25 protein-coding genes are annotated in these 22,263 nt (G+C 67.5%); 16 read left to right on the forward strand and 9 right to left on the reverse strand.

Annotated features, from left to right (window positions below; all coding sequences use genetic code 11):
- Positions 1 to 44 precede the first annotated feature (44 nt).
- Positions 45 to 1,883: a hypothetical protein gene (locus VGO20_RS26755; protein WP_327505467.1), complete on the reverse strand. Its 1,839-nt coding sequence runs from the start codon at positions 1,881 to 1,883 to the stop codon at positions 45 to 47.
- A 127-nt stretch (positions 1,884 to 2,010) separates the two neighbouring features.
- Here VGO20_RS26755 and flgF point away from each other — a divergent pair, with 127 nt between their 5' ends.
- From flgF to VGO20_RS26780, 5 genes are read left to right on the forward strand one after another with little or no spacing between them, the layout of a single operon-like run.
- On the forward strand, positions 2,011 to 2,745 hold the full coding sequence (gene flgF / locus VGO20_RS26760) for a flagellar basal-body rod protein FlgF (protein ID WP_327505468.1): 735 nt from the start codon (positions 2,011 to 2,013) through the stop codon (positions 2,743 to 2,745).
- Between the two features lie 3 nt (positions 2,746 to 2,748).
- A complete protein-coding gene (flgG, locus tag VGO20_RS26765) occupies positions 2,749 to 3,534 on the forward strand; it encodes a flagellar basal-body rod protein FlgG (protein WP_327505469.1) in 786 nt (261 codons plus the stop codon).
- Positions 3,535 to 3,545: 11 nt separating this feature from the next.
- Positions 3,546 to 4,226 (forward strand): flagellar basal body P-ring formation chaperone FlgA, encoded by a 681-nt coding sequence (gene flgA, locus VGO20_RS26770; protein WP_327505470.1) that lies wholly within the window; start codon positions 3,546 to 3,548, stop codon positions 4,224 to 4,226.
- A 34-nt stretch (positions 4,227 to 4,260) separates the two neighbouring features.
- Positions 4,261 to 4,977 (forward strand): flagellar basal body L-ring protein FlgH, encoded by a 717-nt coding sequence (flgH, locus tag VGO20_RS26775; protein ID WP_327505471.1) that lies wholly within the window; start codon positions 4,261 to 4,263, stop codon positions 4,975 to 4,977.
- A 5-nt stretch (positions 4,978 to 4,982) separates the two neighbouring features.
- Entirely contained in the window at positions 4,983 to 5,429 is a 447-nt protein-coding gene (locus tag VGO20_RS26780) for a flagellar basal body-associated FliL family protein (protein ID WP_327505472.1), read from the forward strand.
- A gap of 9 nt (positions 5,430 to 5,438) precedes the next feature.
- On the opposite strand, the gene VGO20_RS26785 is transcribed toward VGO20_RS26780, so the two are convergent.
- From VGO20_RS26785 to VGO20_RS26795, 3 genes are all read right to left on the reverse strand, one after another.
- Positions 5,439 to 6,068, reverse strand: a complete 630-nt coding sequence (locus tag VGO20_RS26785; protein WP_327505473.1) for a flagellar hook assembly protein FlgD — start codon at positions 6,066 to 6,068, stop codon at positions 5,439 to 5,441.
- Positions 6,069 to 6,089: 21 nt separating this feature from the next.
- Entirely contained in the window at positions 6,090 to 6,743 is a 654-nt protein-coding gene (locus tag VGO20_RS26790; protein WP_327505474.1) for a flagellar hook-length control protein FliK, read from the reverse strand.
- 616 nt (positions 6,744 to 7,359) lie between these two features.
- Positions 7,360 to 7,596 carry a hypothetical protein gene (locus VGO20_RS26795; RefSeq protein ID WP_327505475.1) on the reverse strand — a complete coding sequence of 79 codons (237 nt, stop codon included), beginning with the start codon at positions 7,594 to 7,596 and terminating at the stop codon, positions 7,360 to 7,362.
- 491 nt (positions 7,597 to 8,087) lie between these two features.
- On the opposite strand from VGO20_RS26795, the gene VGO20_RS26800 reads away from it, so the two are divergent.
- From VGO20_RS26800 to VGO20_RS26810, 3 genes are all read left to right on the forward strand, one after another.
- A complete protein-coding gene (locus VGO20_RS26800) occupies positions 8,088 to 8,858 on the forward strand; it encodes a winged helix-turn-helix transcriptional regulator (RefSeq protein WP_327505476.1) in 771 nt (256 codons plus the stop codon).
- A 65-nt stretch (positions 8,859 to 8,923) separates the two neighbouring features.
- Entirely contained in the window at positions 8,924 to 9,085 is a 162-nt protein-coding gene (locus VGO20_RS26805; RefSeq protein WP_327505477.1) for a hypothetical protein, read from the forward strand.
- A 73-nt stretch (positions 9,086 to 9,158) separates the two neighbouring features.
- Positions 9,159 to 9,374 carry a hypothetical protein gene (locus tag VGO20_RS26810; RefSeq protein WP_327505478.1) on the forward strand — a complete coding sequence of 72 codons (216 nt, stop codon included), beginning with the start codon at positions 9,159 to 9,161 and terminating at the stop codon, positions 9,372 to 9,374.
- A gap of 115 nt (positions 9,375 to 9,489) precedes the next feature.
- On the opposite strand, the gene VGO20_RS26815 is transcribed toward VGO20_RS26810, so the two are convergent.
- A complete protein-coding gene (locus VGO20_RS26815; protein WP_327505479.1) occupies positions 9,490 to 10,215 on the reverse strand; it encodes a GntR family transcriptional regulator in 726 nt (241 codons plus the stop codon).
- A gap of 999 nt (positions 10,216 to 11,214) precedes the next feature.
- On the opposite strand from VGO20_RS26815, the gene VGO20_RS26820 reads away from it, so the two are divergent.
- Genes VGO20_RS26820 through VGO20_RS26855 form a run of 8 tightly spaced genes read left to right on the forward strand, consistent with a single transcriptional unit; the run spans position 11,215 to position 20,015 of the window.
- Positions 11,215 to 11,607 carry a cupin domain-containing protein gene (locus VGO20_RS26820; protein WP_327505480.1) on the forward strand — a complete coding sequence of 131 codons (393 nt, stop codon included), beginning with the start codon at positions 11,215 to 11,217 and terminating at the stop codon, positions 11,605 to 11,607.
- Positions 11,591 to 13,102 carry a methionine--tRNA ligase gene (locus VGO20_RS26825; protein ID WP_327505481.1) on the forward strand — a complete coding sequence of 504 codons (1,512 nt, stop codon included), beginning with the start codon at positions 11,591 to 11,593 and terminating at the stop codon, positions 13,100 to 13,102. Before VGO20_RS26820 ends, VGO20_RS26825 begins: the two co-directional genes overlap by 17 nt.
- 36 nt (positions 13,103 to 13,138) lie before the next feature.
- Positions 13,139 to 14,293, forward strand: coding sequence for an NAD(P)/FAD-dependent oxidoreductase (locus VGO20_RS26830; protein WP_327505482.1), 1,155 nt, complete (start codon positions 13,139 to 13,141; stop codon positions 14,291 to 14,293).
- Positions 14,290 to 15,252 (forward strand): ABC transporter substrate-binding protein, encoded by a 963-nt coding sequence (locus VGO20_RS26835; protein ID WP_327505483.1) that lies wholly within the window; start codon positions 14,290 to 14,292, stop codon positions 15,250 to 15,252. Before VGO20_RS26830 ends, VGO20_RS26835 begins: the two co-directional genes overlap by 4 nt.
- Before the next feature lie 56 nt (positions 15,253 to 15,308).
- Positions 15,309 to 16,079, forward strand: a complete 771-nt coding sequence (locus VGO20_RS26840; protein WP_327505484.1) for a hypothetical protein — start codon at positions 15,309 to 15,311, stop codon at positions 16,077 to 16,079.
- Positions 16,080 to 16,136: 57 nt separating this feature from the next.
- A complete protein-coding gene (gene sbnA / locus VGO20_RS26845) occupies positions 16,137 to 17,165 on the forward strand; it encodes a 2,3-diaminopropionate biosynthesis protein SbnA (protein ID WP_327505485.1) in 1,029 nt (342 codons plus the stop codon).
- Complete coding sequence (gene sbnB / locus VGO20_RS26850) at positions 17,158 to 18,177, forward strand: 2,3-diaminopropionate biosynthesis protein SbnB (protein WP_327505486.1); 1,020 nt, start codon at positions 17,158 to 17,160, stop codon at positions 18,175 to 18,177. The genes sbnA and sbnB overlap by 8 nt, the downstream gene beginning before the upstream one ends.
- Complete coding sequence (locus tag VGO20_RS26855; RefSeq protein ID WP_327505487.1) at positions 18,174 to 20,015, forward strand: FAD/NAD(P)-binding protein; 1,842 nt, start codon at positions 18,174 to 18,176, stop codon at positions 20,013 to 20,015. Before sbnB ends, VGO20_RS26855 begins: the two co-directional genes overlap by 4 nt.
- Before the next feature lie 118 nt (positions 20,016 to 20,133).
- Here VGO20_RS26855 and VGO20_RS26860 read toward each other — a convergent pair whose 3' ends face one another.
- The 4 genes from VGO20_RS26860 to VGO20_RS26875 form a co-directional block, all read right to left on the reverse strand.
- Positions 20,134 to 20,862 (reverse strand): SDR family NAD(P)-dependent oxidoreductase, encoded by a 729-nt coding sequence (locus VGO20_RS26860; protein WP_327505488.1) that lies wholly within the window; start codon positions 20,860 to 20,862, stop codon positions 20,134 to 20,136.
- Between the two features lie 25 nt (positions 20,863 to 20,887).
- Positions 20,888 to 21,361 carry an OsmC family protein gene (locus VGO20_RS26865; protein WP_327505489.1) on the reverse strand — a complete coding sequence of 158 codons (474 nt, stop codon included), beginning with the start codon at positions 21,359 to 21,361 and terminating at the stop codon, positions 20,888 to 20,890.
- Positions 21,362 to 21,392: 31 nt separating this feature from the next.
- On the reverse strand, positions 21,393 to 21,710 hold the full coding sequence (locus VGO20_RS26870; RefSeq protein WP_327505490.1) for a LuxR C-terminal-related transcriptional regulator: 318 nt from the start codon (positions 21,708 to 21,710) through the stop codon (positions 21,393 to 21,395).
- Positions 21,711 to 22,127: 417 nt separating this feature from the next.
- Positions 22,128 to 22,253 (reverse strand): hypothetical protein, encoded by a 126-nt coding sequence (locus tag VGO20_RS26875; protein WP_327505491.1) that lies wholly within the window; start codon positions 22,251 to 22,253, stop codon positions 22,128 to 22,130.
- Between the last annotated feature and the right edge of the window lie 10 nt (positions 22,254 to 22,263).

Here is a 22,263-nt window from a genome sequence, read left to right on the forward strand (position 1 = left end):
CAAGGCGGCAGTTGTGACGATATGTTCCGCTCCGCTGCCCCTCGTCACTCCGGCACGCCGGTCCCGGACCAACGACGGCCGACCGCGATCAGGGCCTCGGCGGAGGCCAGCTCGCGCCGCAGGGCATCCTCGCCGGCGGCTCCGTCCGGAGCCGCGGCGAGCGCGTCGAGGAGTCCGTCCCAGCGCGTGCCCTCCAGCACCTGCCGGTGCCGCACCGCCTCGCCCAGCGCCGCCGCATCGCCGGTCCGCAAGGCGGCGAGCGCCAGGCGCGCGACGTCGTCCGGTTCCGGCGCGGACACCGCCGCGACCGCGTCGATGAAGCTGGCAGGCGCCGCATGCCACTCGCCGGCGGCGACCAGCGTACGCCCACGCAGCCGGGCGGCTTCCGGTCCTTCCAGTCCACGCAGCGCATCGAGCGCTTGAATATGGTCACCGACCAGCATCGAGGCCTCGGCCTTCAGGAGCGCGCCGGCTTCGCCCCCGCCCCCACCCCCGCCCCCGCCCCCGCCCCCGCCGAGCACGGCGAGCGCATCCGCCGGGCGGTCGGCCCCGAGCCACAGCCGGGCGAGGTCGAGGCGCGCGTCGGCCGCCGCCGGCGTGCTCCCGCCCTCGACCAGCGAGAACAGCAGACGGCGCGCCTCGATCGAGAAACCCGCTCCGGCCAAGGATGCGGCAAGCCGGCGACGCAACTCCCCGCCGGCGTCGACACGCGCGAGGAGCCGCTCGTGCCGGCGGGACAGATAGACCAGTTCCGCCGGCACGACGCGGCCGGCCAGTTCGCCCAGCAGGGCAAGAGCGGACGCCGTCGCCGCGCGGCCATGCTCGTCCGCCCCGAAGCGCCGGCCCAGCAGGTCGAGCGCCGTCAACGCCAGATCCGTCCTTCCGACCGCGAGATAGGCACTGCCGAGTTCCGCCAGGGTCGCGGCCTCGACATCGTCGCCACGCCAGGCGTAACGCAGGCTCTCCAGCGCGGCGAGCGCGCCGGCGGCGTCCAGCAGATCCTGCCGATGGCGCAGCCCGATCGCCGCCAGCCGCGCCATGCGCCCGAAGCGCCCGCCCGCGGCGGCGGCGGCATCGTAGTGGCCGAGCGCCGCGTCCAGGCGACCCCGCAACTCGGCCGTGCGTCCTTCGTAGTAGTCGATCACGCCCGGACTGCGGTCCACCGCGTCCAGCGTCGTCATCTCGACCACGATCCGCTCCAACCCGTCGGCGTCGCCGGCCGCCGCGCCGTCCGCCAGCCGAACGAGGAGGAGAGCCCGCAAATGCCCGGGATACGTCAGCAGCCGGCGCAGCGCTTCCGGCAGCGTCGGCCGGATTTCCGCCCATGCCGCGGGCCCGGCACCGGCAAGCGCGGCGCTGCGCCACAGCAGGTGATCGGCCGAATCGACGGGCGTGCGGCGGACGAAGACCGTCTCGTCGGGAATGGCCGACCCGTCCAGGATCGAGAAGGCGTCGCGCAGGATGCGGAGCTGATGGCGCTGCTCCGCGGTGCCTGCGTCGCCGGCGGCCTCGATCGCTCCGGTCCCCTCTTCGACCATCGCATGGGCGAAAAGGAAACGCGCGAGTTCCAACAGTGCGGCGACCCTCCCGGCAGGGTCGCCGGCGGCCGCGGCCATCCTCAGCTCCCGCCCCCGCTCCGCGAAGTCGCCGGCCCCCCAGCGCGCCACGTCCAGCATGCCGATGCCGCGGGACACCACGGTGGAGGGCACCGGGGTCCCGGCCGGACCTCCTTCGAGCAGGTCGAGCGCATCGTGCAGGCCTTTGCGAACGGCCGCCTCCAGTTCCGGCGGGGCCGGCACCTCGAACGCCGGCTCGACGGCGAGGGCCGATACCGGGCCGGCGAGGGCCGACAGCGCGATGAGCATTGCGGCACGATACATCATGATCTCACCTGAATTTAACGGGCATTTATCGGAATTCCCAGTCAAGGGCCTCGGTCGCCGAAATGAAACCCGGCTTTAAACTAGGCCGCCTAGGTTAAGCCGGCGTTCAAGACCGAGAGTATCCGTAATGGAAAGCCCCCTTTACATCGGCCTCTCCAGGCAAGTCGCGCTGCGGCGCCACCTCGAAGTCGTCGCGAACAACATCGCCAACATGAATACCGTCGGGTTTCGTGCCGACCGTATGCTGTTCGAGACGGCGATGGAGAGGGTCGGCAGCAAGCGGGGGGAGCAGGTAGCCTTCACGATCGACCGTGCCACCTACACCGACACGCGCCCGGGCAGCTTCCGGGAGACAGGCAGGGCCCTCGATCTCGCGATCGAAGGGGATGGCTGGATCGGGGTCCAAACGCCGGAGGGTGTCCGCTATACCCGTGACGCCCGGCTCAGCCGAGCCGAGGACGGCGGCCTCGTCACCGTCGGCGGCCATCCGGTGCTCGACGACGGCGGCCAGCCGCTCCAGGTACCGCCCGACGCCGAGACCATCGCGATCGGCCCCGACGGCACGGTGACCGTGGACGGGAACCCGCTGGCGCGCATCGGGCTCGTCCGGTTCGAGGACCAGCAGGGGATGCGGCGCGGCGAACAGGGCCTCCATGCGACCGAAGAGGCCCCGCAGGCCGCGCCCGACGCACGCCTCGCCCAGGGCAAGGTGGAAAGCGCCAACGTGCAGCCGATCGTCGAGATGGCCCGGATGATGGACCTGTCGCGCGACTACCAGGCCGTCTCCCGCATGGTCGAGGAGGGCCACGAGCTCCTGCGGTCGGCGATCGGCCGCCTGGGCAAAGCCACACAAGGAACCTGATCCATGCGAGTCCTCAACATCGCCGCCACCGGCATGATGGCCCAGCAGCTCAACGTCGAGGTCATCTCCAACAATATCGCCAACATCAACACGACCGGCTTCAAGCGCGCGCGGGCCGAGTTCCAGGACCTGATGTACCAGTCGGAGCGCCGGCAGGGCAGCCTGTCGTCCGATACCGGCACGATCGTCCCGGCCGGCATCGAGATCGGCCTCGGCGTCAAGCCCGCGGCGGTCAACCGCATCCACACCCAGGGCAACCTGGTGTCGACCGGCAACGAGCTGGACCTCGCGGTCGAGGGCCGCGGCTACCTGAACGTGACGCTGCCCGACGGCAACACCGCCTACACCCGCGCCGGCAGCCTGAAGCTGTCGCCCGAAGGTACGCTGGTGACCGCCGACGGCTACACCGTGGCGCCGGGCATCACGGTGCCGGAGAACACGCGCGAGATCGCCATCAACCGCTCGGGCGAGATCCTCGCCTATGTCCAGGGCGACACCGATCCCCAGAATCTCGGCCAGCTCACGCTCAGCGTCTTCGTCAACGAGGCGGGGCTCGAAGCCATCGGCGACAACCTGTTCCGCGACACGCCGGCCTCGGGCGAACCCCAGGACGGCATCGCCGGGCAGGCCGGGTTCGGCTCGATCCGGCAGCGCTACCTGGAATCCTCGAACGTCAACGTCGTGCAGGAGATCACCGACCTGATCTCGGCCCAGCGCGCGTACGAGATGAACTCCAAGGTGGTCGAGACCGGGGACGAGATGTCCGCCACCATCACCAACATGCGCTGAGGACGCCGGCCATGGCGACTTTCGGCATGCGCATGACTTGGGCCGCGCTACTGGCGGCGCTGCTCGCGGCCCCGGCCGGGACCACGCTCGCGGCCGCGGTGGAGGATCTGCTTGCCGCCGAGGTCGAGGCCATGCTCGGCCCCGCGGCGCTGCCCGGGGAGGCGCGCGTCTCGGTCCGGCTCGCCGTTCCCTTCGCCGGCCCGGCCGAAGCCGTCCGCCACCTGACCTTCGATGCGTCGTCCGGCCAGCTGCGTGCGCTGGTCGCCGGCGACGGGCGCATCCACGAGCTGGCCGGCACGGCCACGGTCGAAATCGACGTGCCCGTCCCGGCCCGAAGAGTCCGGCCGGGCGAGATCCTGTCGCAGGGCGACCTGACGACGGTCTCAATGCCGCTCGACCGACTGCCCGCGAGCGCGGTCGCCTCGCTCGACGGCCTGATCGGCATGGCGGCCCGCCGGCAGCTGTCGCCCGGCCGCCTGATCCACACGAGTTCGATCGGCGCGCCGGTCGTGGTCGACCGCAACGAGCCCGTGACGCTCGTGTTCCAGCAGGGCGGCCTGTACCTCGCCGCCCAGGCACGCGCGCTGCAGGACGGCGGCGTCGGTGACCGCGTGCGGGTCATGAACCCCTCGAGCAATGCCGTCGTGAGCGGCACCGTGACCGCTCCCGGTACGGTCTCGGTGTCGCCATGACGGAGTTGAAAGGCCCGAGAGCATGCGCCGACTGATGATCCCCGCGATTGCGCTGGCCCTGCTGCCGGGCTGCGGACGGCTGGCCGAGATCGGCCAGGCGCCGCAGATCTCGGCGATCGGCAATCCCGCCCTGCAGACCGAGGCGCGGACGATCTCGATGCCGATGCCGGCCCCGACCATCCTCGAGCGCGAGCCGAGTTCCCTGTGGCGCACCGGGGCGCGCAGCTTCTTCCGCGACCAGCGCGCCAAGACGGTCGGCGACATCCTGACCGTGCTGATCGACATCGAGGACCGTGCGCAGCTCCAGAACCAGACGCAACGACGCCGGGCCAACAGCGAGAGCGCCGGCCTGCCCGCCTTCTTCGGCTTCGAGCAGCAGCTCTCCGACGTCCTCCCCGACGAGGTCGACCCGGACAGCCTGGTCGAGCTGGAGAGCGGCAGCGACAGTACCGGCACAGGCTCGGTCAACCGGACCGAGCGCATCACGATGCGGGTCGCGGCCGTCGTCACCGACGTGCTGCCGAACGGCAACCTCGTGATCGCGGGCCGGCAGGAGGTCCGGGTCAACTTCGAGCTGCGCGAGCTGCGCGTCGCGGGCGTGATCCGGCCCGAGGACATCACCAACACCAACGCTATCGACTACGACAAGATCGCCGAGGCGCGCGTCTCCTACGGCGGGCGCGGCCATATCAGCGACGTGCAGCAGCCGCGCTACGGCCAGCAGATCTTCGACATCATCATGCCGTGGTGAACGCGATGAACCGCATCTTGAAGCTGGGACTGGCCTGCGCGGTCGCGTTCGGCACCGGTTACGGCGGCGGCCTGGCGGCAACGCGTCCCGAGCCGGCCGAGGCGCCGGCATCGCAGGCCGGGATCGGCCCGCATTACGTGGAGGTGGGCCAGCTCGTCGTCCCGGTCCTGGCCGATGGACGGACGACGTCGTTCGTGCTGGCGCAGATCACGATCGAGGCGGCCGGCGAGACGGCGGCCCAGCGCCTTCGCCGCGAATTGCCGCACGCCCGCAACGCGCTGCTGCAGGGGCTCTACGGCCTCGCGGCCTCGGGCTTCTTCGAGGGAGCCTCCATCGACCCGGCCGAGGCGTCGCGCCGGCTGGCGGAAGCGGCGGACCGGCAGTTCGGCCCCGACGTCGTCAAGGCCGTCCTCTTCGACCGGCTGCTCAAGCAGGGCAACCGCAGGGGCTGAGGCGCCTCCTCACGCCCGTATCCCCAGGATGTCCTCGGCGTTCACCGTCGCGCCGCCTTCCAGCACGAACAGCGACGTCCCGTCGACCTGCCGGATCTCGCGGACACGGTCGGTGACGACGGTCGCGGCGTCGAGCGGGTCTCCGGCCGCATTCTTCGCGACGATCTCGATGCGGTAGGTTCCGTCCGGCGCCGAGGTGCCGTCGGCGAGGCGTCCGTCCCACAGCAGTTCGTGCCGGCCGCTCCCGGTCTTGCCGGGCAGCGTGCGCACGACCTTGCCGTCGGCGCCGAGGATGTCGACCCGCACCTCGGTCGCCGCCGGGTCGACCGCATAGGCCGCGCGCAGCTCGCCATCGACGAGGCCGGCGACATCCGTCGCGGCATCGACCGTCCGGCCGAGATAAGCCATGTCGAACCGCGCCGAACTCGCCTTGAGCGTCTCGAGGAGCTGGGTCAGCGTCTGGTTGGTCTGCATGCCCTGCTCGACCGTCGAGAACTGCGCGAGCTGGGTGATGAACTGGGTCGCATCCATCGGCGCCAGGGGGTCCTGGTTGCGCAGCTGCGCCGTCAGCAGCTTCAGGAAGGACTGGTAGTCGACGGTCGCCTTCGCGTCGGCGGTGGCTGCGGTCGTCGTGAGCATGTCGTCTCTCCCGTCTCCTGGTCAAACCATCACGTCGACCACGCCGTCCACCGGCAGGCCGAGCCGCTCGGAAGCATCGGGAGCCTGCCCGTCCCCGGCACCCCCATCCGCTCCCCCTTCCCGGCCGCCCCCCTCCCGGGCATTTCCGCCGGCCGCGGCGAAGCCGCGCTGCTGGTCATCGCCGCGCAGGCTGAACTGCACCGACGCCGGATCGAGCTTCAGGCCCGCATCGCCCAACGCACGCTCCAGCGCCCGCACGTCCGCCCGCAGCATGTCCAGCGTCTCGGGACGGTCGGCCTGGATCACGAGGGTGACGCGCCCGTCGCCGAATTCGGCCTCCACCCTGACCCGCCCCAGCTCGGCCGGGCTCAGATCGATGCGGAGTTGGCTGCGCCCGGCATGCACGACCCGGACGACCTGCTCCGCGACCTGGACCGCGGCGGGCACGGGAGCCCGTGGAACCGCAGGCGGATCGGCACGGTCGGTGATGCCGGCACTTCGCGCGACGGCCTCGCCGAAGGCGGGTACCTGCGTGGCCGCCGGCGTGCCGGGCCGGATGTCGGCCACGGTTCGCGGCACCCCGACGGCAGGTTTCTCCGCGGCCTGGGCGACGGCGCCGGCGTTGCGTGCGCTCCTGATCGGCGGTGTCGGCACCTGGGGCGCCGGCGCTTCCACGCCTCCATCTCCCCCGGCCGACGGCAAGGCCCCTCCAGGTACGGCTTGCAAGCCGGCACTCGCGGACGTGGTGGTTCCGGGCTGGGCGGTAACGATCGGAACGGGCATGGCGCCCGGCAGCGGGACGGGCATGGGTGCCGGCGCGTGGAGCGGGACCTGAAGAATACCGGCAGCCGCGGCGCCGTCCGGAAAGGCGGGGGAGACCGACGTCGCGGTCTCCGCGCCCGCCGGGGGCGGCGGCGCGAGGTCCCCCGTCGGGGCCGGAGCCGTGGGGGCCGGTGCTGCCGGGACGGCCACACCGGCCGTCATCCGGACAGGGGGCGCTTCCGGCCGAGGCTCTGGCTGGGGTCCGGCCGGTTTGGCGGATCGGGCCGGCGGCGGGCGGCCGGAGTCGGGGGGCCGCCGCTCGACCTCGTCGACGGCGTCGTCGAACCGGCTCCCGGCCTGGGCCTGGTCGCCTGTCGCGTTCGGCGGCATCTGCCGCTCGGGCCTGCCCGCCACGACGGCGAAGATGTCGTCCATCACCTGAAAGCCTCCAGCCGTTGGATGGCGGGAAGCTTAGCGGGGAAAGAATAAAGGCGGGTTTAGGTTCGGCTGCGCAGGAAGGGGAAACCCGTCATGCATGACCCATGGGAGGCACGTCCATCAGCTCGCGCACCTTGGCCATCCGCTTGAAGACGGCCTTGTGCTCCAGCCCCTCCGGAACGTCGCAGGCGTAATCCACGAGATCCGCCCCTTCGCTCATGTAGGTGAGCAGGTCGTGCAGGCGCGACAGGGCCTCCTGGTCGGCGAACTCCATCGCCTTCTCGAGCAGGTCGTGCAGTTCGGTCGCGATCCGCGTGTGCCCGTCCATTCTCTCCCTCCCCATGGCCCCAGGAGACGATCCCAGCCTACGAAGCAGCCTAGCACGCAAATGATTAAAAGACCGCGAAAGTTTACCTCGACCGCGATCGGCATTTCCCTGGAAAGCGCCCCGACCCGCAGATCCTTACCGGCTTTCGGCCACGGAATGGGTGGCAATTTTGGGACAACCCCTGAGAGTTACCTCGTTCTAGAGAGATTTTGGGCAACCTGATGGGCGTATTGCACGAAGAACACCGCCGGAGTGATGAAGTCAGTATTGGTTAATGAATTACAAACACAGGACCAACTCGGCTGAACTTCGTGAACACTCTTTAAAGCTGATATAAACATAGCATTTTATATACTCACCACAAAACTGCTGGTTCGCTTGACACGAAATTTCGGAGATGTTGTTATCGAAAGGATAGAAAAACCAACAACAATTGTAAATTTTTACTCATCCCAGCACGAACGCCCGACGAAGCATCTTTGGAGAACCCAATGCGCGTCCTTCTGATCGAGCAGGATAGCGGCATCGCCGCCGCGGTCGCCCGCGAACTCAAGAAGACCAGGATCGACCTGGAAATCACGGAATGCGCCGACACGGACGGCCTTGGCGCCGGTTCATCGGGAACGCTGGACGACTACGACGCCGTGGTGGTCGGCGGCATTCCGGACCAGGCGGACCAAATCTCCGCCCTGCGCCAAGGCGGCGTCAACTCCGCGATCGTCTGCCTGCTCGACTTCCGGTGCACGGCCTCGACCATCGAGCTTCTGCGCAACGGCGCCGACGACGTGCTGGTAAAGCCGATCAACGGCGGAGAGATTCGCGCGCGGATCGAGGCTGCCCGCCGGCGCGCCCACGGCCACAACACCAACGCGCTGACGATCGGCCGCGTCACCGCCTATCTCGACGGGCGCGATCCCGAGGTCGACGGCGTGCGCCTTCGCCTCAGCCATCGGGAGCACGCGATATTCACGGTGCTGGCGCTGAACCACCGTCGCGTCGTATCGAAGGAGCGGATCTACGAGGCGGTCTATGGCCTTTCCGGCTCCGATCCCCTCGACAAGGTGATCGACGTGTACATTTGCAAGCTCCGCAAGAAGCTGGGGCAGGCCGCCGGCGGAAAGTATATTGAGACCGTCTACGGCCGGGGCTACAAGCTCGAGGCGCCGACGGAAGAGGACGCGGATCCGGTGCAGGTGAACGGCCCGTCTCCTCGCGCGCATGCCTATCCCGTCCTCTCCCTGGCGACCGTGGCCGGTGCATGACCGGCGCGACGTCGCGCGTGATCCGGTGTTGAACGGACATGCCGCAGACACGAGGACATGCAGGAATGGCGAAGCGGAACCGCGAGCCGGCGGACGAGCCGAAGACCGGAGACGAGATGCTGCACCGGCTGCGCCGCGGGGACGCTCCCACGGCTCCGGGCGAGAAGGTGCCCAATAGCGGCACGCCCGACGATCCCGGCCAGGGCGTGCCAGACACCGTGCGCTGACGGGACGATCGCCGTCCGTGACGCCGGGGCAGTGGCACTGTTGCTTGTTCTCCGCGTAGCGATGGAGGCGAGCATGGCCGAACCGAAGAACCCGCGAAGAAAGAGAGCCCAACCGCGGACCGACGAAGAGCGGACGGGAAACCCGGACGCCGGTTCCGAGAAGCTGGATCCGGACCGCACGCCCGGCGACGGCACCCTCCAGGGCTCCACTCCCGCCGGCCTGACGGTCGACGAACTGCTCGACCGCGCCGAAGCGCCCGGCCAGACCAACGATACCGGCACCGGGTGACCCGCGCCGTGACGTGAGGGAGGATCATCCACGTTACAGACTGGTAACCGGGACAGGAAGACGGGCAGAGCCGGCCGGCACGGGGGATCGGCACCCCCGGTCGCGGGCCCGCCGGTCACAGCGAAGACAGCGAGCGGGCGACGGCCTCCTTCACCAGATCGCCCATGCGGTTCCTGATCTTTTCCATCTGGTCCCGTATGATGGCGATCGCATCCTCCTTCCTGCCGAGCGTCAGCAGCCTCGCCAGTTCCGCGGTTCCTGCCGCGAGTTCCCTCAGCACCGCCTCGTCCTCGAGGTCGAGCAAGCGGATGTAGCGTGTTTCCAGGATGAATTTCCGGATCGCCGATACCGCTATCTCGTTGCCGGAAAGAGAGGCGATCCGCTCGTAGAGCTGCTCCAGAAACGTCGCCTGGGCGATCCTCACTTCCTCGGCAACGGGGCCCACCTTTCCATCGGCACCGTACTCCAGCTCCGGGGGGTGCTGCAGCCTGTCGGACGAAAACGCCTTCGCGCTGTTCTCGATCGAGTACTTGAGAAGCATGAAAGCGAATTCGTAGCGCGCCATGAGGTCCTCCGTCCTCAGCGGCCTCGTGAAGAATCCCTTGTTCGGTACCGAGACGATCCATCCTTCGACCGAAAGCCGGATCAGCGCCTCGCGCGCCGGCGTGGAGCTGATTCCAAGCTTCTCCGCCAGCGCCTTCGCCTGGATCTGCATGCCGGGCGGAAATACGTTGCAGGCGACCATACTTCTGATACGAGCATAAGCGTCTCGGGTTTCCTTGCGAGCACCTTGAAAATCCGCTGTCGGATCGAACGATCCGTGGTTGCTGCCCGGCTGCATACCTTACTCCTCTTTGCGACGCGCTCCCATGTTCCAGCGACCGCACGCCCCCTTCCGCAGGGCCAGTCGCGTCCACCGTTCACGGTTGGATGGTTTTATTCTCGGGGCACCGTAAGTAATTTTTTTATGCGAAAACCGACAACGCACAAAAAGAATACAATGATGTGGAATACTATGTTGTGCTATTTCGAAATATGACTTACACATTCTTGAATACATACCTCGTGATCAAAATATATTCTATAATATATTATCAAAAGATACTTGCGTTGTATCCTAATGTTGTTCACTCTACGAAGCGTCACAGGCGACAGATCCCGTGGAAGGGCTGAATCGGCTGACCATATAGGCGCCTTCTACTCGGCATCGTCACCCACCCGAGGGCACCTAACCCATCGGTGGCCAGCTACCAACGTTCAAGTTCTTGGTGTTGTAAATGTCGCATGGCACTACTGGGCACAGAGACAGTTCGAGGACCTGGAGCGGACCAACCTTGACCTCCGACTTCTGCCCACAATCAGGAACAAAATATAATAGACTTCCTGATGGCAGGTAGATCACCTATTAGCAGCCGATTTCAGTACGAAAATTTTATCCACAGAATACAATCAACTTTCAACCAATTTGCTCCCCCGGAATCTGTACCGGGTTGATTACGATCTTTCCTGCACGATAGTTATTTTCCGGCGACTTCATGCATAAATGAACATCGAATCTCCGGGTCCGGCACGACTACTCACGACTATTTAAAAAATTTGAAAAGAAATGACGGGGAGGACCGAGGGATGAGCGCGCACTGAAGCGCAACGCGCCCGGGTGCAAGTGACGCACAGGCGTAAACCGACAGAACTTCTTCTCGACGAGTGGGACGCGGCAGGAGCCGGTATGCCCGGCACTCCCGCCCCGCCGCTCCTTTTCCACGACCATGCCCGCGCGTGGCCGTACCGGTAAAAATTTGCCGAGTATTCGGCAAACAAACGACGGAGGTGGAGTTTCGACATGCCTGATTTTCAAGTCTTCCGGCCCATGAACTGGGACGGTCTGGTGCACGAGTACGACCTCGACGGTTCGCGGCTCCTACCCTGGCCGAACTATCCGATGCCCTTCAGCGGCGCCTGGTGCGTCGTGCGGCCTCACACCAAGACCGAGGCGCACACCCAGATCGACCAGGAAGTCTTCATCGCCATGAAGGGGACCGCGAAACTCGTGATCGGCGACGACGTGCATCCCTTCACGTTCGGCGACATCGCCGCCATCCCGAAGCACCTCAACCACTATGTCGAGAACGACACCGACGAGGACTTCCACTTCTACGTCGTGTGGTGGGACGAGGATCACGCCAAGAAATACCTATCGACGATGAAAGAGACCCCTGATGCCGGCAAACCCTAAGCTGATCGTCACCATCACGCCTCCGACCCCGAACGGCGATCTGCACATCGGGCACATCGCCGGCCCGTTCCTCTCGGCGGACGTGTTCACGAGGGTGCAGCGCCAGCAGGGATACGACTGCGTGTTCGTGTCCTATTCGGACGACTACCAGTCCTACATGAAGCGCAAGGGGCTGGAAGTCGGGCGCGATCCGATCGAGCTCGCGAACGAGAACACGGGACGCATCAAGGCGACGCTCCAGGCGGCGGACATCGACATCGACCACTGGATGTCGTCCTACGGCAATCCGTACTTCCTCCAGGCGGCCCAGGAGATCCACGAAGCCGCCTCGCGCAGGGGGGCGATCCAGCGCCACAGCTCCCAGGAGCCGTTCTGTCCGAAATGCCGGACCTGGGGCTACGAGGCGTTCGGGCGCGGGAACTGCAACTACTGCGGCGTCGATTCCGATGCCAGCCAGTGCGAGAACTGCGCCTACCCGCCCGAAGCGTCCCTCATGAACCCGTTCCGGTGCAAGGTCTGCGGCGGCGACTTCGAGTGGCCCTCGATGGAACGCGAGTTCCTTCAGATGGCGCGCTACGAGGAACACCTGCGCGGCATCTACCACCGCAAGCCGATCCGCCGGCCCATGGACGCCTGGGCGGACGAGGTGTTGCGCAGCGGCCCCCAGGAATGGGGGATCACGCGCCCCGAAGAAGCCGGCCTCGACCTCGAGCCGGACGGCTCGCGCCGGCTGCACACGTGGTTCCTGGGGATCTGCGGCTACATCGCGGCCGTCCATGAATATGCGGAGAAGATCGCCGGCAAGCCGGAGATCTACGAGGAGTTCTGGAAGCGCGACGACGTGCGCCTCGTGCATTTCCTCGGCCACGACTGCGCCTACAGCCACATGGTCGTGTATCCCGCGCTGCTGTCGAACCTGGAGGGCGGCAAGCCGGTCCCGCAGTTCTATCCCAACCAGTTCATGAAGCTGAACGGGAAGAACCTGTCGACCAGCCGCAACCATGCGATCTGGGCCAAGGACCTGATCGCCGAGTACGGCGCGGACGCGTCCAGGCTCTACCTGGCCCTGGTTGCGCCCGAGGAGTTCGAGAGCAACTTCGACGTCGAGACGTTCCGCACCTGGCACCGGTCGGTCTTCGTCGAGACGATCGGAGCGCTGATCGACCGCGCGCGGCGGGAGCGGACGGCACTCCCGCCTGCGGCGATCGGCGTGGACGACGAGGCCCTCCTCGCAGGCTTCCGCGAGCGCTGGCGGACTGCCGCGGGCGTCGACACCTTCTCCATGCGCGCCCTGGCCCAGATCGTCCTCGATCTCGTGGCGATCGGCCGCGACCGCATGGCCGTCGGCAACCCCGTCGCGCACATCGTCGAGCAGATCGGCACGCTGGGCAGCGCCCTGCATCCGGACCTGTCCGAGCGCATCGCCGAGGCGGTGGCCCCTGCCAGCGCACCGGCCCAGCCCCGCGAACCGGCCGAACTCGGCGGCTCGATCTGAGCGCAACCGCGACCGGACCATCGATGGGAACCGCCGATGAAAGCTTCGTTTGACACCATCGTCCTCGGGGGAGGGGTCGTGGGGGCGTGCGTCGCCGCCGCCCTCGCCGAACTCGACCTGAACGTCGTGCTGGTCGACAGGGGCTGCATCGGCGGCCAGGGAGCCAGCCGCTATTCCGGAGGGATCGTCCGGCTTTACGACCCGGACGACCGCATCCAGGCACTCGCGGTCCATTCCTTCGGACGGATGACCGACACGCCGGTGGGCAGGGCGTTCGCGTCCAGCATCGTGACCACCGGCGTCTACTACGCGCTCGACGAGCGGCCGGCCGACGAGGCCCTGGAGTTCGGCCGCGACGACGAGGCGGACATCTATCGAGGCCGCATCGTCTCCAGGCATGCGGCCTTCGAAGCCACCGGCGCCGTCGACCCCAGGGGAGACGGCCCCGTCATCTGGGAACCGGGCGGCGGCTACGGCGACGTCCGCGCCAGCGCCCGCGCGGTGATCCAGCATCTGAGACGGACCGGCACCGTCCTGGAGAACGCCGCGCCGCGCGAGGTCGAGGACCGAGGCGACTCGGTCGTCGTCCACTTCGACCTCGGCTCGATCTCGGCCCGTTGCGCGGTCGTCGCAACCGGCGCATGGGCGAACGGGCTGCTGCCCGGGCATCCGACGGTGGCGCGCAGCATCCCGATGGTGCGGATGCACTGCGGCCGGAACGTCCCCACCCCGGTGATCGACACCGGTGCAGCGTCCTACATGGTCCCGGCCGGCCGCGGCTTCGTCCAGGTCGGTTCCCGGGCAAGGAGCGAAGCCGACGGGCCCGACGCCCTCGGCTACGACGACGACGCGATCGTGGCGGACGCATGCGAACGCCTCGCGCGCATCACCGGCCAACCGGCCTTCGGCGACCCGGTCGACATCGTGCGTGGCTTCGACGGCTACACCGGGGACGGACGCCCGCTGCTCGGCCGCGTCGGCGAAGGCCCGCTCTTCGCCGCCGTCGGCTTCTCCGGAATCGGCTACAAGCTGGCGGTCGGCGCGGCGACATTGCTCGCCCGGCAGGTCGAGCGCGCATTGCGCGGCGGAACGCCGTCCGAACGCGAGACGGAGTTGTGCGCGCCCTTCGACCCGAGCCGGTTCCATGCGGTGCGGGCCGGCGCGCGCCAGGTGCCGGAGATGCCGCGATGAAGAAGTTCGTCGTCGGCGTGAGCGCCTGGCTCGATCCCGGCTGCACGGTCCATGCCCAAACCCTACTGCGTACGCTGACGGTCGCGATCGACTGGTCTCCCGGCGTCTCGAACCTGTCGTTCGTCTACGGGAACGACGAAGCGACGGCCACGACCGCGGCCGAGGTCGCCCACCGGTTCACGGCCGAGGGCGTCGACGCCGTGATCGGGCCCTTCGGCTCCGGAGCCCTCATGGGAGCGGTCGAAGCCTACGAAGCGGCAGGGATTCCGGTCATAGCACCGGCGGCGACGATCGATCTGCCGAGACGCTACTCCAATCTTTTCAGGATTTGCCCCAACGACAGGCTCCTCGCCGCCGAAGTGGCGCGTCGGGTCCGGGAGCGTGGCTTCGAGCGGGTGGCGGTCCTCTCGGACGACAGCATCCACTACCGGGGCCTGCGGGACCGTATCCACGCGCTCCTGGAGAGCACCGCGGCCGATGACGGCGGCGAACCGGGAGTGGACGCCATCATCTACACGGGGCGCCTCAAGCCCTCCAACGAATGGCTGAAGACCGAGCGCGCGTCCGGAATGATGCTCCCGGTAATCATGACGGACGACGCCGCGGCTGCCGACCTGCTGGACGGCGTCGACGATCCCGGAGACCTGGAAGTGGTGGGTTTCCCGACCGCGCACCAGATCCCCGGCGCCGCGGTAATGGCTGCCCGATACCAGCGACACTACCGCAGCCCGCCGCCGATCTATTTCCTCGAGGTCCTGGCGGCGATAGAGGCGGTCGCGCAAGCCCGGCGCAGCAGCCGCCCGCTGGCACAAAGCCTTTCCAGCGGCACCTTCCTGACGGTCTTCGGCCCCACGCGCTTCGTCGACGGCGAGCGGGTCTCCGCCACCCTGGCCCTCTGGGCGCCCGGTCCGGACGGCAGGCTGCAGTCGCGCTCGGTCATCGAACCCGCCGGCCCGTGATCGGGCGTACCGCCGGGAGCCCATCCCCCCACCGCTCGACAAGTCGGAGACGTTGAATGCAGGCTGGCAGAGCCAGGAAAACGGACACGGTCGTCATCGGCCGCGATCCACTCGGGATCGCGCTCGCCGGCGCAACCGCGGTGCGGGTCGAGGAACCGGCGGCGCTCTTCCCCGTCATCGAGCGCAGCACCGTCACCGGCATCGAAGTCGCCGGACCCGGCGGCAGGATCCTGACGGACCGCGCGGTCCTGTCGTCGGGCCGGCATCCGCACATTCCCGAGGCCTTCGTCCCGCATCTGGGCCAGAAGGTCTTCCACGAATCGGAGTTGGCTTCCCGCATCCGCGCGTTCGGGCCGCAGATGCCGGTGCGCTGGCTCGTCCTGGGATCGATGCCCGCCGTTGCCGATGCCGCCGGCCGTCTTCGCGACCACCGGCCCGACGTGCTGGTCGACACGGCGGCCGGCGTGGAGCGCGTCACCGAAGCCGGCGGCTTCTACGACGTGGTCTTCCGAGACGACGCCGACGGGCGCCCCCGATTCCTGCCCGTCGACGCCGTCCTGCTCGCCACGGGCTACGAGCAGCCGCGCATACCGCCCCTGCTCGCGGAATTCCTGCCCTGGCTGCGGACGACCGAGGACGGGGGGATGGCCGTCGACGGTGACGACAGGGTCCGTTTGCGGGAGCCCGCACGGATCGAGATCTTCGTCGTCGGCTGCTCCGTCAGCCCGCCGGGCACCTACGAGACGCCGTTCGCGCGAGGGGCCGCGACCCGCATGGAGCGGATCCTGCTCTCAGCATCCAAGAAGACGCGCGAATCCACCCACTAGTACCAGAAGTTCAGAGAAGACCGCTCCCAAGTCCTGCGGTCTCCATGGAGGCGAAAAATGATGGCGGACCTGACGTCATTAACGGGAGACCACAATTTTGTCGGCCTTCCCGGACTGGGCGTCGAAAACCTGTACTTGAAGCTCGAGCATCTCAACCCATCCGGATCGATCAAGTTCAAGACTGCGCTCGGTCTGATCGGAAGCTGCGAAGATGCGGGCATCATCCGAAACGATACGATCCTAATCGAATCCTCCTCGGGAAACCTGGGCGTCGCGCTCAGCGTGATCTGCGCGGCTCGCGGCTATTCCTTCACCTGCGTCGTGGATCCCAACGTCAATGCCCAGAACGTGGAGCGCATGAAGGCGCTCGGGACCAACGTCGTCCGCATTACCGAGGAGGACGAAAACGGAGGCTTCCTGGGAACCCGCCTCGCCTACATCCGGGGCCTGCTCGCCTCGGATTCCCGCTATCACTGGCTGAACCAGTACGAAAACCCCGCGAACGCCGCCATCCACGCGAAGACCACGGCAAAGGCGATCGACGTCGCCTTCGACCGGCTCGACTATCTCTTCGTCGGGGTGGGCACCGCGGGGACGCTGATGGGCTGCATCCAGCGCTTCGCCCGGACCCGCCCGCACCTGAAGATCGTGGCCGTCGACAGCGCGGGGTCGGTCACCTTCGGCCTGCCGCCCGGCAAGCGCTACATCCCCGGCCTGGGTTCCAGCCAGCCGCCGAAGATCTTCCGCCCGGACGGCCTGCACGCCCTGGTCACGGTCCCGGAAGAGGCAGCCGTCGCGACCTGCCGCCATCTCGCCTGCCGGAGCGGAATCCTCGCCGGCGGCTCGACGGGCACCGTGCTGTCCGCCGTCCAGGCGTGGCGGGACAGGTTCACGGCTTCCGACGTCGTGGTCGCCATCGCTCCCGACGGCGGCACGCCCTATCTCGGCACGATCTATGACGATGCCTGGGTGAGCGAGCGTCTCGGCCCCGAAGCCCTCGCCGCGTGGCCCGAGAACCCGGCCCTGGCGCGCTGCGTCACCGTCACTCCCCGGATCATCGATACCAAGGAAGCACAGCATGCATGATATGCGCATCATCCCCGGCCATGTCGTCCTCGACGTCCTGCGCCGGAGGGGTGCCGGCATCGTCGACCTGGTGGCGGATACCTACCTGCTCCACGGCCGCAAGGAGACGATCAACCCGGACAGCTACTTCCTCCGGTTCCCGGACAACGAGTTGAACCGGATCATCGCCCTGCCGTCGGCGCTTCTGGACGAGAATCCCGTTAGCGGGATCAAATGGATCGCGAGCTATCCCGGCAACGTGCGCGACGGCCTGCCACGCGCCTCGGCCGTGATCATCCTCAACGATGCCCGGACGGGCTTTCCCACGGCCTGCATCGAAGGGTCGCAGATCAGCGCGCTGCGAACCGCGGCTTCGGCCGTGCTGGGAGCCGACCGGCTGCGCGCTCCCGACCGGCCGTACCGGAGCATCGGCGTGATCGGCGCCGGCATCATCGCGCGCAACATCCTGGAGACCTACAAGCTCCATTCCGGCACGGTGGACGAAGTGCTGGTCCATGACCTGGACGAGGCGAGCCGGCACTCGCTGTCGGCCTTCGTCCGCGACACGCTGGAGATGCCGAGCCGCACGGTCGACACGATCGCCGAGGTATTCGCGGCGGACCTCGTCGTGCTCGCGACCTCGGCGGGCAAGCCCTACATCGAGGACCGCTCCCTGCTGAGGCCCGGCCAGGTGGTCCTGAACATTTCCCTGCGGGACCTGAGCCCCGAGATCATCCTCGACAACTGGAACATCGTCGACGACGTACAGCACTGCCTCAAGGCCAACACCTCGCCGCACCTTGCCGCCCAGAAAGCCGGCAATCACGATTTCGTCGCCGGAACGATCGCGGACCTGCTCCTTGGCAGGATCGAGCCCGACCGTAGCAAGGCGTCGATCTTCTCGCCCTTCGGCCTCGGCGTGCTCGACCTGGCTCTCGCCAGGGTGGTCCTGGCGGAGTCCGACTGGTACAGCGGCACGCTGACCGTGGCGGACTTCTTTCCCGAGCTGCGCCGATGGGAGTCCGTGGCATGAAGGGCAGGCGCTGCGAAACGGACCTCCGGCTCGCAATCGTCGGCCTCGGCTCGCGCGGGCTGACGATCTTCGAGCGGATCGTCTCCCTCGCGCGCAGCCGCCCCGAGCTGAACGTCGAAGTCGCGATCCTCGAGCCCAACGAACCGGGCATCGGCATCCACTCGCCGACGCAGCCCGACTACCTGAAGCTCAACACGGTCGCCTGCCAGATCACGATGTTCCCGGGGCTCCTGTCCGAGGAGCGGGGCGGCAGCCATTTCGGGCCGAACCTCTACGAGTGGTGCCAGTCGCGCGGCGATCTGGTTCCGGACGACCACGCACCGGACGTCCCGCCACGGCCCGTGCAGCCGATGGACTTCCTGCCGCGCCGGGTGCTGGGCGAGTACCTGTCCTGGTTCTTCGGCCATCTGATCCGCCAGGCGCCCAGCAATCTCACCTTGTCCTTGCATCGGACCATGGCCGAAGACATCCATCGCCGCGCGCAGGACGGCCGGTTCGCGCTCGTCGCGGAGAACGGGGCCTGCATCCTCGCGGACAGCATCTTCATCACGACCGGGCACGCGATCGAATCCTCGGGCTACGCGCCCGGCGGAATACGGCGACCGGCCTATCCCCTGCCCGGCACGCTGCGCGACATCAGAACCGGAGAGACGGTCGAGATCCATGGCCTCGGCCTGACCGCGATGGACGTCATGGTGGCGCTCGTTCACGAGTGGGGCGGATGCTTCCAGCGCGACGGGCAGGGTTCGCTGCGCTACCGCCGCTCGGGCCGGGAGGGGCGGCTGGTGTTCGTCTCGCGCAACGGCATGCCGTTCCGGGCCCGCCCGCAGACCCGCGTCTCCCGCCCCAGGCATCAGGCGGCTTTCCTGACCGCCGAGGCGATCGACGGCCTGCGCCGCGCCGCCGGCACCGAAGGGCTGGATTTCGAGGCGGACATCCTGCCCCTGATGCGGCTCGAGATGACCGCAGCGTACTATGCGGCCTGCGCCGCGCGGGGCGGAAACGAAGCGGACCCGGACGACATCGGTCCCCTTCTGGGGGATGCGAAGCGCAGGGGCGGGCTGGATGACGCGCTCGCGCGCCTGGCCTCGCGCTTCGGGGCTTTCGATCCGGACGATCACCTTCTCCTGCGCCTGCCCGCCGGCCTCGGCGGCGATGGATACCGGCGCTGGTTCCTGGACCAGCTGCGGGCCGACCTCGCCGCCAGCAGGAAGGGACTCGACGAAAGTCCCCTGAAGGCGGCGCTAGAGGTCTGGCGGGATCTCAGGGACGCGCTGCGGGCCGTCGTGGACGGCCGTGCGCTGACGCCGGCATCGCGGCGCCGGTTCTTCTGCACCTACGCGCCGATGATCAACCGGCTGGTCGCCGGGCCGCAATGGGAGCGAATCGCCGAATTCCAGTGCCTGATCGAGGATGGCGTGGCCGAGGTCGCTCTCCAGGCCGCCGTCGCCGATCCGTTCGGCGCCATGGGGCGGACGCAGGCGGACGCGAATGGCGACCGGGCCCGCGTGATCCGGGCCCATGTGCCCATGAGCGGGACGACGCGTCGTGACGCGCCGCTGCTGTGGAACCTGGCCCGCAAGGGGATCGTCTCCTCGATGCTGGCGGAGGCCGATGTCGATGGCGTCGCGGTCACTCCCGAGGGACGGGCCATCGCACCGGACGGAACCGTCAGCGACGGCATCTGGGTATTCGGCCCGCCGGTCGAGGGAGCGACCTACTACAACCACTACGTCCCTTCCCCCGGTGGCTTTTCCCGCGCCTACAACGACGCCCACCAGGCGGTGAAGACCTGCTTCGACCATGTGCCGACGAAGGAACGGCGGCTGGTCGGCTAGGCCGGCGAACGAAAGGCACCGGTCGGGGCGCGGGGGGACGGGACAGTTCGCGCGCGGCGGCGTGCAGTGCGGCCATACCGGCCGATCGACACGCCGTCCCGCGTCGCCCCGGGGCCCCTCAACGGTTGAAACCGCCGTCGATGCGCAAGGTGGTGGCCTGCATGTAGCCCGGGGCGAGCAGGAAATGGACGGCCTCGGCCACCTCCTCGGCCCGGCCGACCCGCCGAAGCGCCGTGCCGCCGACGACGTGATCGACCATCTTCGGCTCCAGGTCCGCGGTCATCCCCGTCCGGATGAAGCCCGGAGCCACCGCATTCACCGCGATCCCGGCACTGCTGTACTTGCGGGCAAGCCACTGCGTGAAACCGATCAGCGCTCCCTTGCTCGTCGCATAGGCCACCTGCCCCTCCTTGCCGACCACGCCGCCGAGCGAGGCGACGATCACGATGGCAGGGGCGTCCGCCTTCAGCAGAAGAGGAAGCGCCGCGCCGGTCAGCAGCATCGTCCCGAACAGATTGGTCCCCAGGACCTCGCGATAACGCGCCCGCTCCATCATGAGGAACGAGGCGTCGTCCGTCATCCCGGCATTGTTCACCAGGACGTCCAGTCCACCGAAGCGTTCACCGACCCGGCCCGGCAGGGCGCGGGCGTCCTTCGGGTCGGCGAGATCCGACTGGAATATCTCTATCTCGGCGCCTCGCGCACGCAACTCGGCCCGGACGCTCCGCGCCGCCTCACCATCGGCCCGGTAGCTGACGGCGACGCGATGGCCCGCCGCAGCCAGCCTTCGGGTGACAGCCAGCCCGATCCCCCGCGCTCCACCGGTCACCAGTATCGTCTTCGCCATCGCCCTCTCCAGGCTGGCCCGCTCGTCACGCCTCCGGTACGACCGGCGACAGGACGACCTCCGACTTGATCGAATTCGCGATGAAGCAGTTCTCGTGGGCCTTGCGATGCATCGCCTTTATTTCGTCCGTCGCGGGACTGGCCGCACCGCCGAAACGGACCTCCGGGCGCAAGGTAATCCGGGTGATCGCCCGCTTGCCGCCACCGATGGCCTCCATGATCCCGAACGGCTCGTCGCGGTAGGAGTCGACGACATGCCCCCTGGAGGCCGCGATGGCGAGGAACCAGAGCATGTGACAGCTTGACAGTGCGGCGACGAGGGCCTCCTCGGGATCCACGGCACGGCCGTCCGACATCGGTTCCGGCACGACGTCCGGCGAGGACGAGGCCGGTACCGTCACGCCGCCGTCGAACGTCCACGCGTGCTTCCGGCCGAACTTGCCGTCGACGAAGGGTTCGCCCGCGCGCTGCCAGCTGATCTCCGCGCGATATTCCGACATGCTCCCCTCCAGACGCAGCCCAGACGCACGCCTACCCCAAGAGGCCGAGTATGGAAGCGCGCGCGACCGTCGCCGTCTTGTTGGGGGTATCGAGCTTCATCATGGCATTCTTGACATGGAAGTTAACGGTGTTCACCGAAATTATCATGATTTCCGAAACCTCTTGAGCAGTTTTCCCATAAGAAGACCACTTCAGAACTTCGATTTCCCTGTTTGTCAATTTTTTTTCCATGGCGGCAACCTCCCCTTCCAGGTGGACAGTTGTCCTGTCGTTCGCGTCACTTCCCGCCGTGATCGGACGATTTTGCAACGACGTGCCGCGGCAGTCCGCATTGCCGTGCCTGCTCACGATTCCTGCCGTGCCACGGACGAATTCCGACCACGCAGCTCGGAAGATCCCTCCTTTTCAAACCATGCCCGAATAATAAGCCATTGATACCTTGTTAGCCACAAAAAATGACTTCGTTACAGGAAAATCAATTTTCTGAAAAAATGATTAACACATAAGTATTCACCGACACCACACCCGGATCTGCAGTTTTGGGCACTCAAATGACTTCCATTGACTGCAACCTCCTGCGTCCGCCTACGAAATTTCATTGCTTGCCGCCGCCATGCGGCAAATTTCCCTTTGATAACGCGACTTCCGGCCCGGCACCGCTCGCGCGAGCATCGTCTCCGACGGGTGGAGCGGGCTGCGGCCAGGACAGGTCGACGGGAGCGGGACGGCGAAGGCGGCGGCCGGATGACCGGCCGCCGCCGGTTCTTACCGGCACATCGCCAGCAGGTTCATAGCCGGCAGGTAGACCGCGGGGTCGAGATAGGCCGAGAAGATCAGCGCCGTGAAGGCGATGGCCGTCCCGGCAGCAAACCCTCGGAGCGCATATCGCAACAGCATCGTT

It is taken from the genome of Arenibaculum sp., assembly GCF_035998295.1.
GTDB lineage: Bacteria > Pseudomonadota > Alphaproteobacteria > Azospirillales > Azospirillaceae > DASYHS01.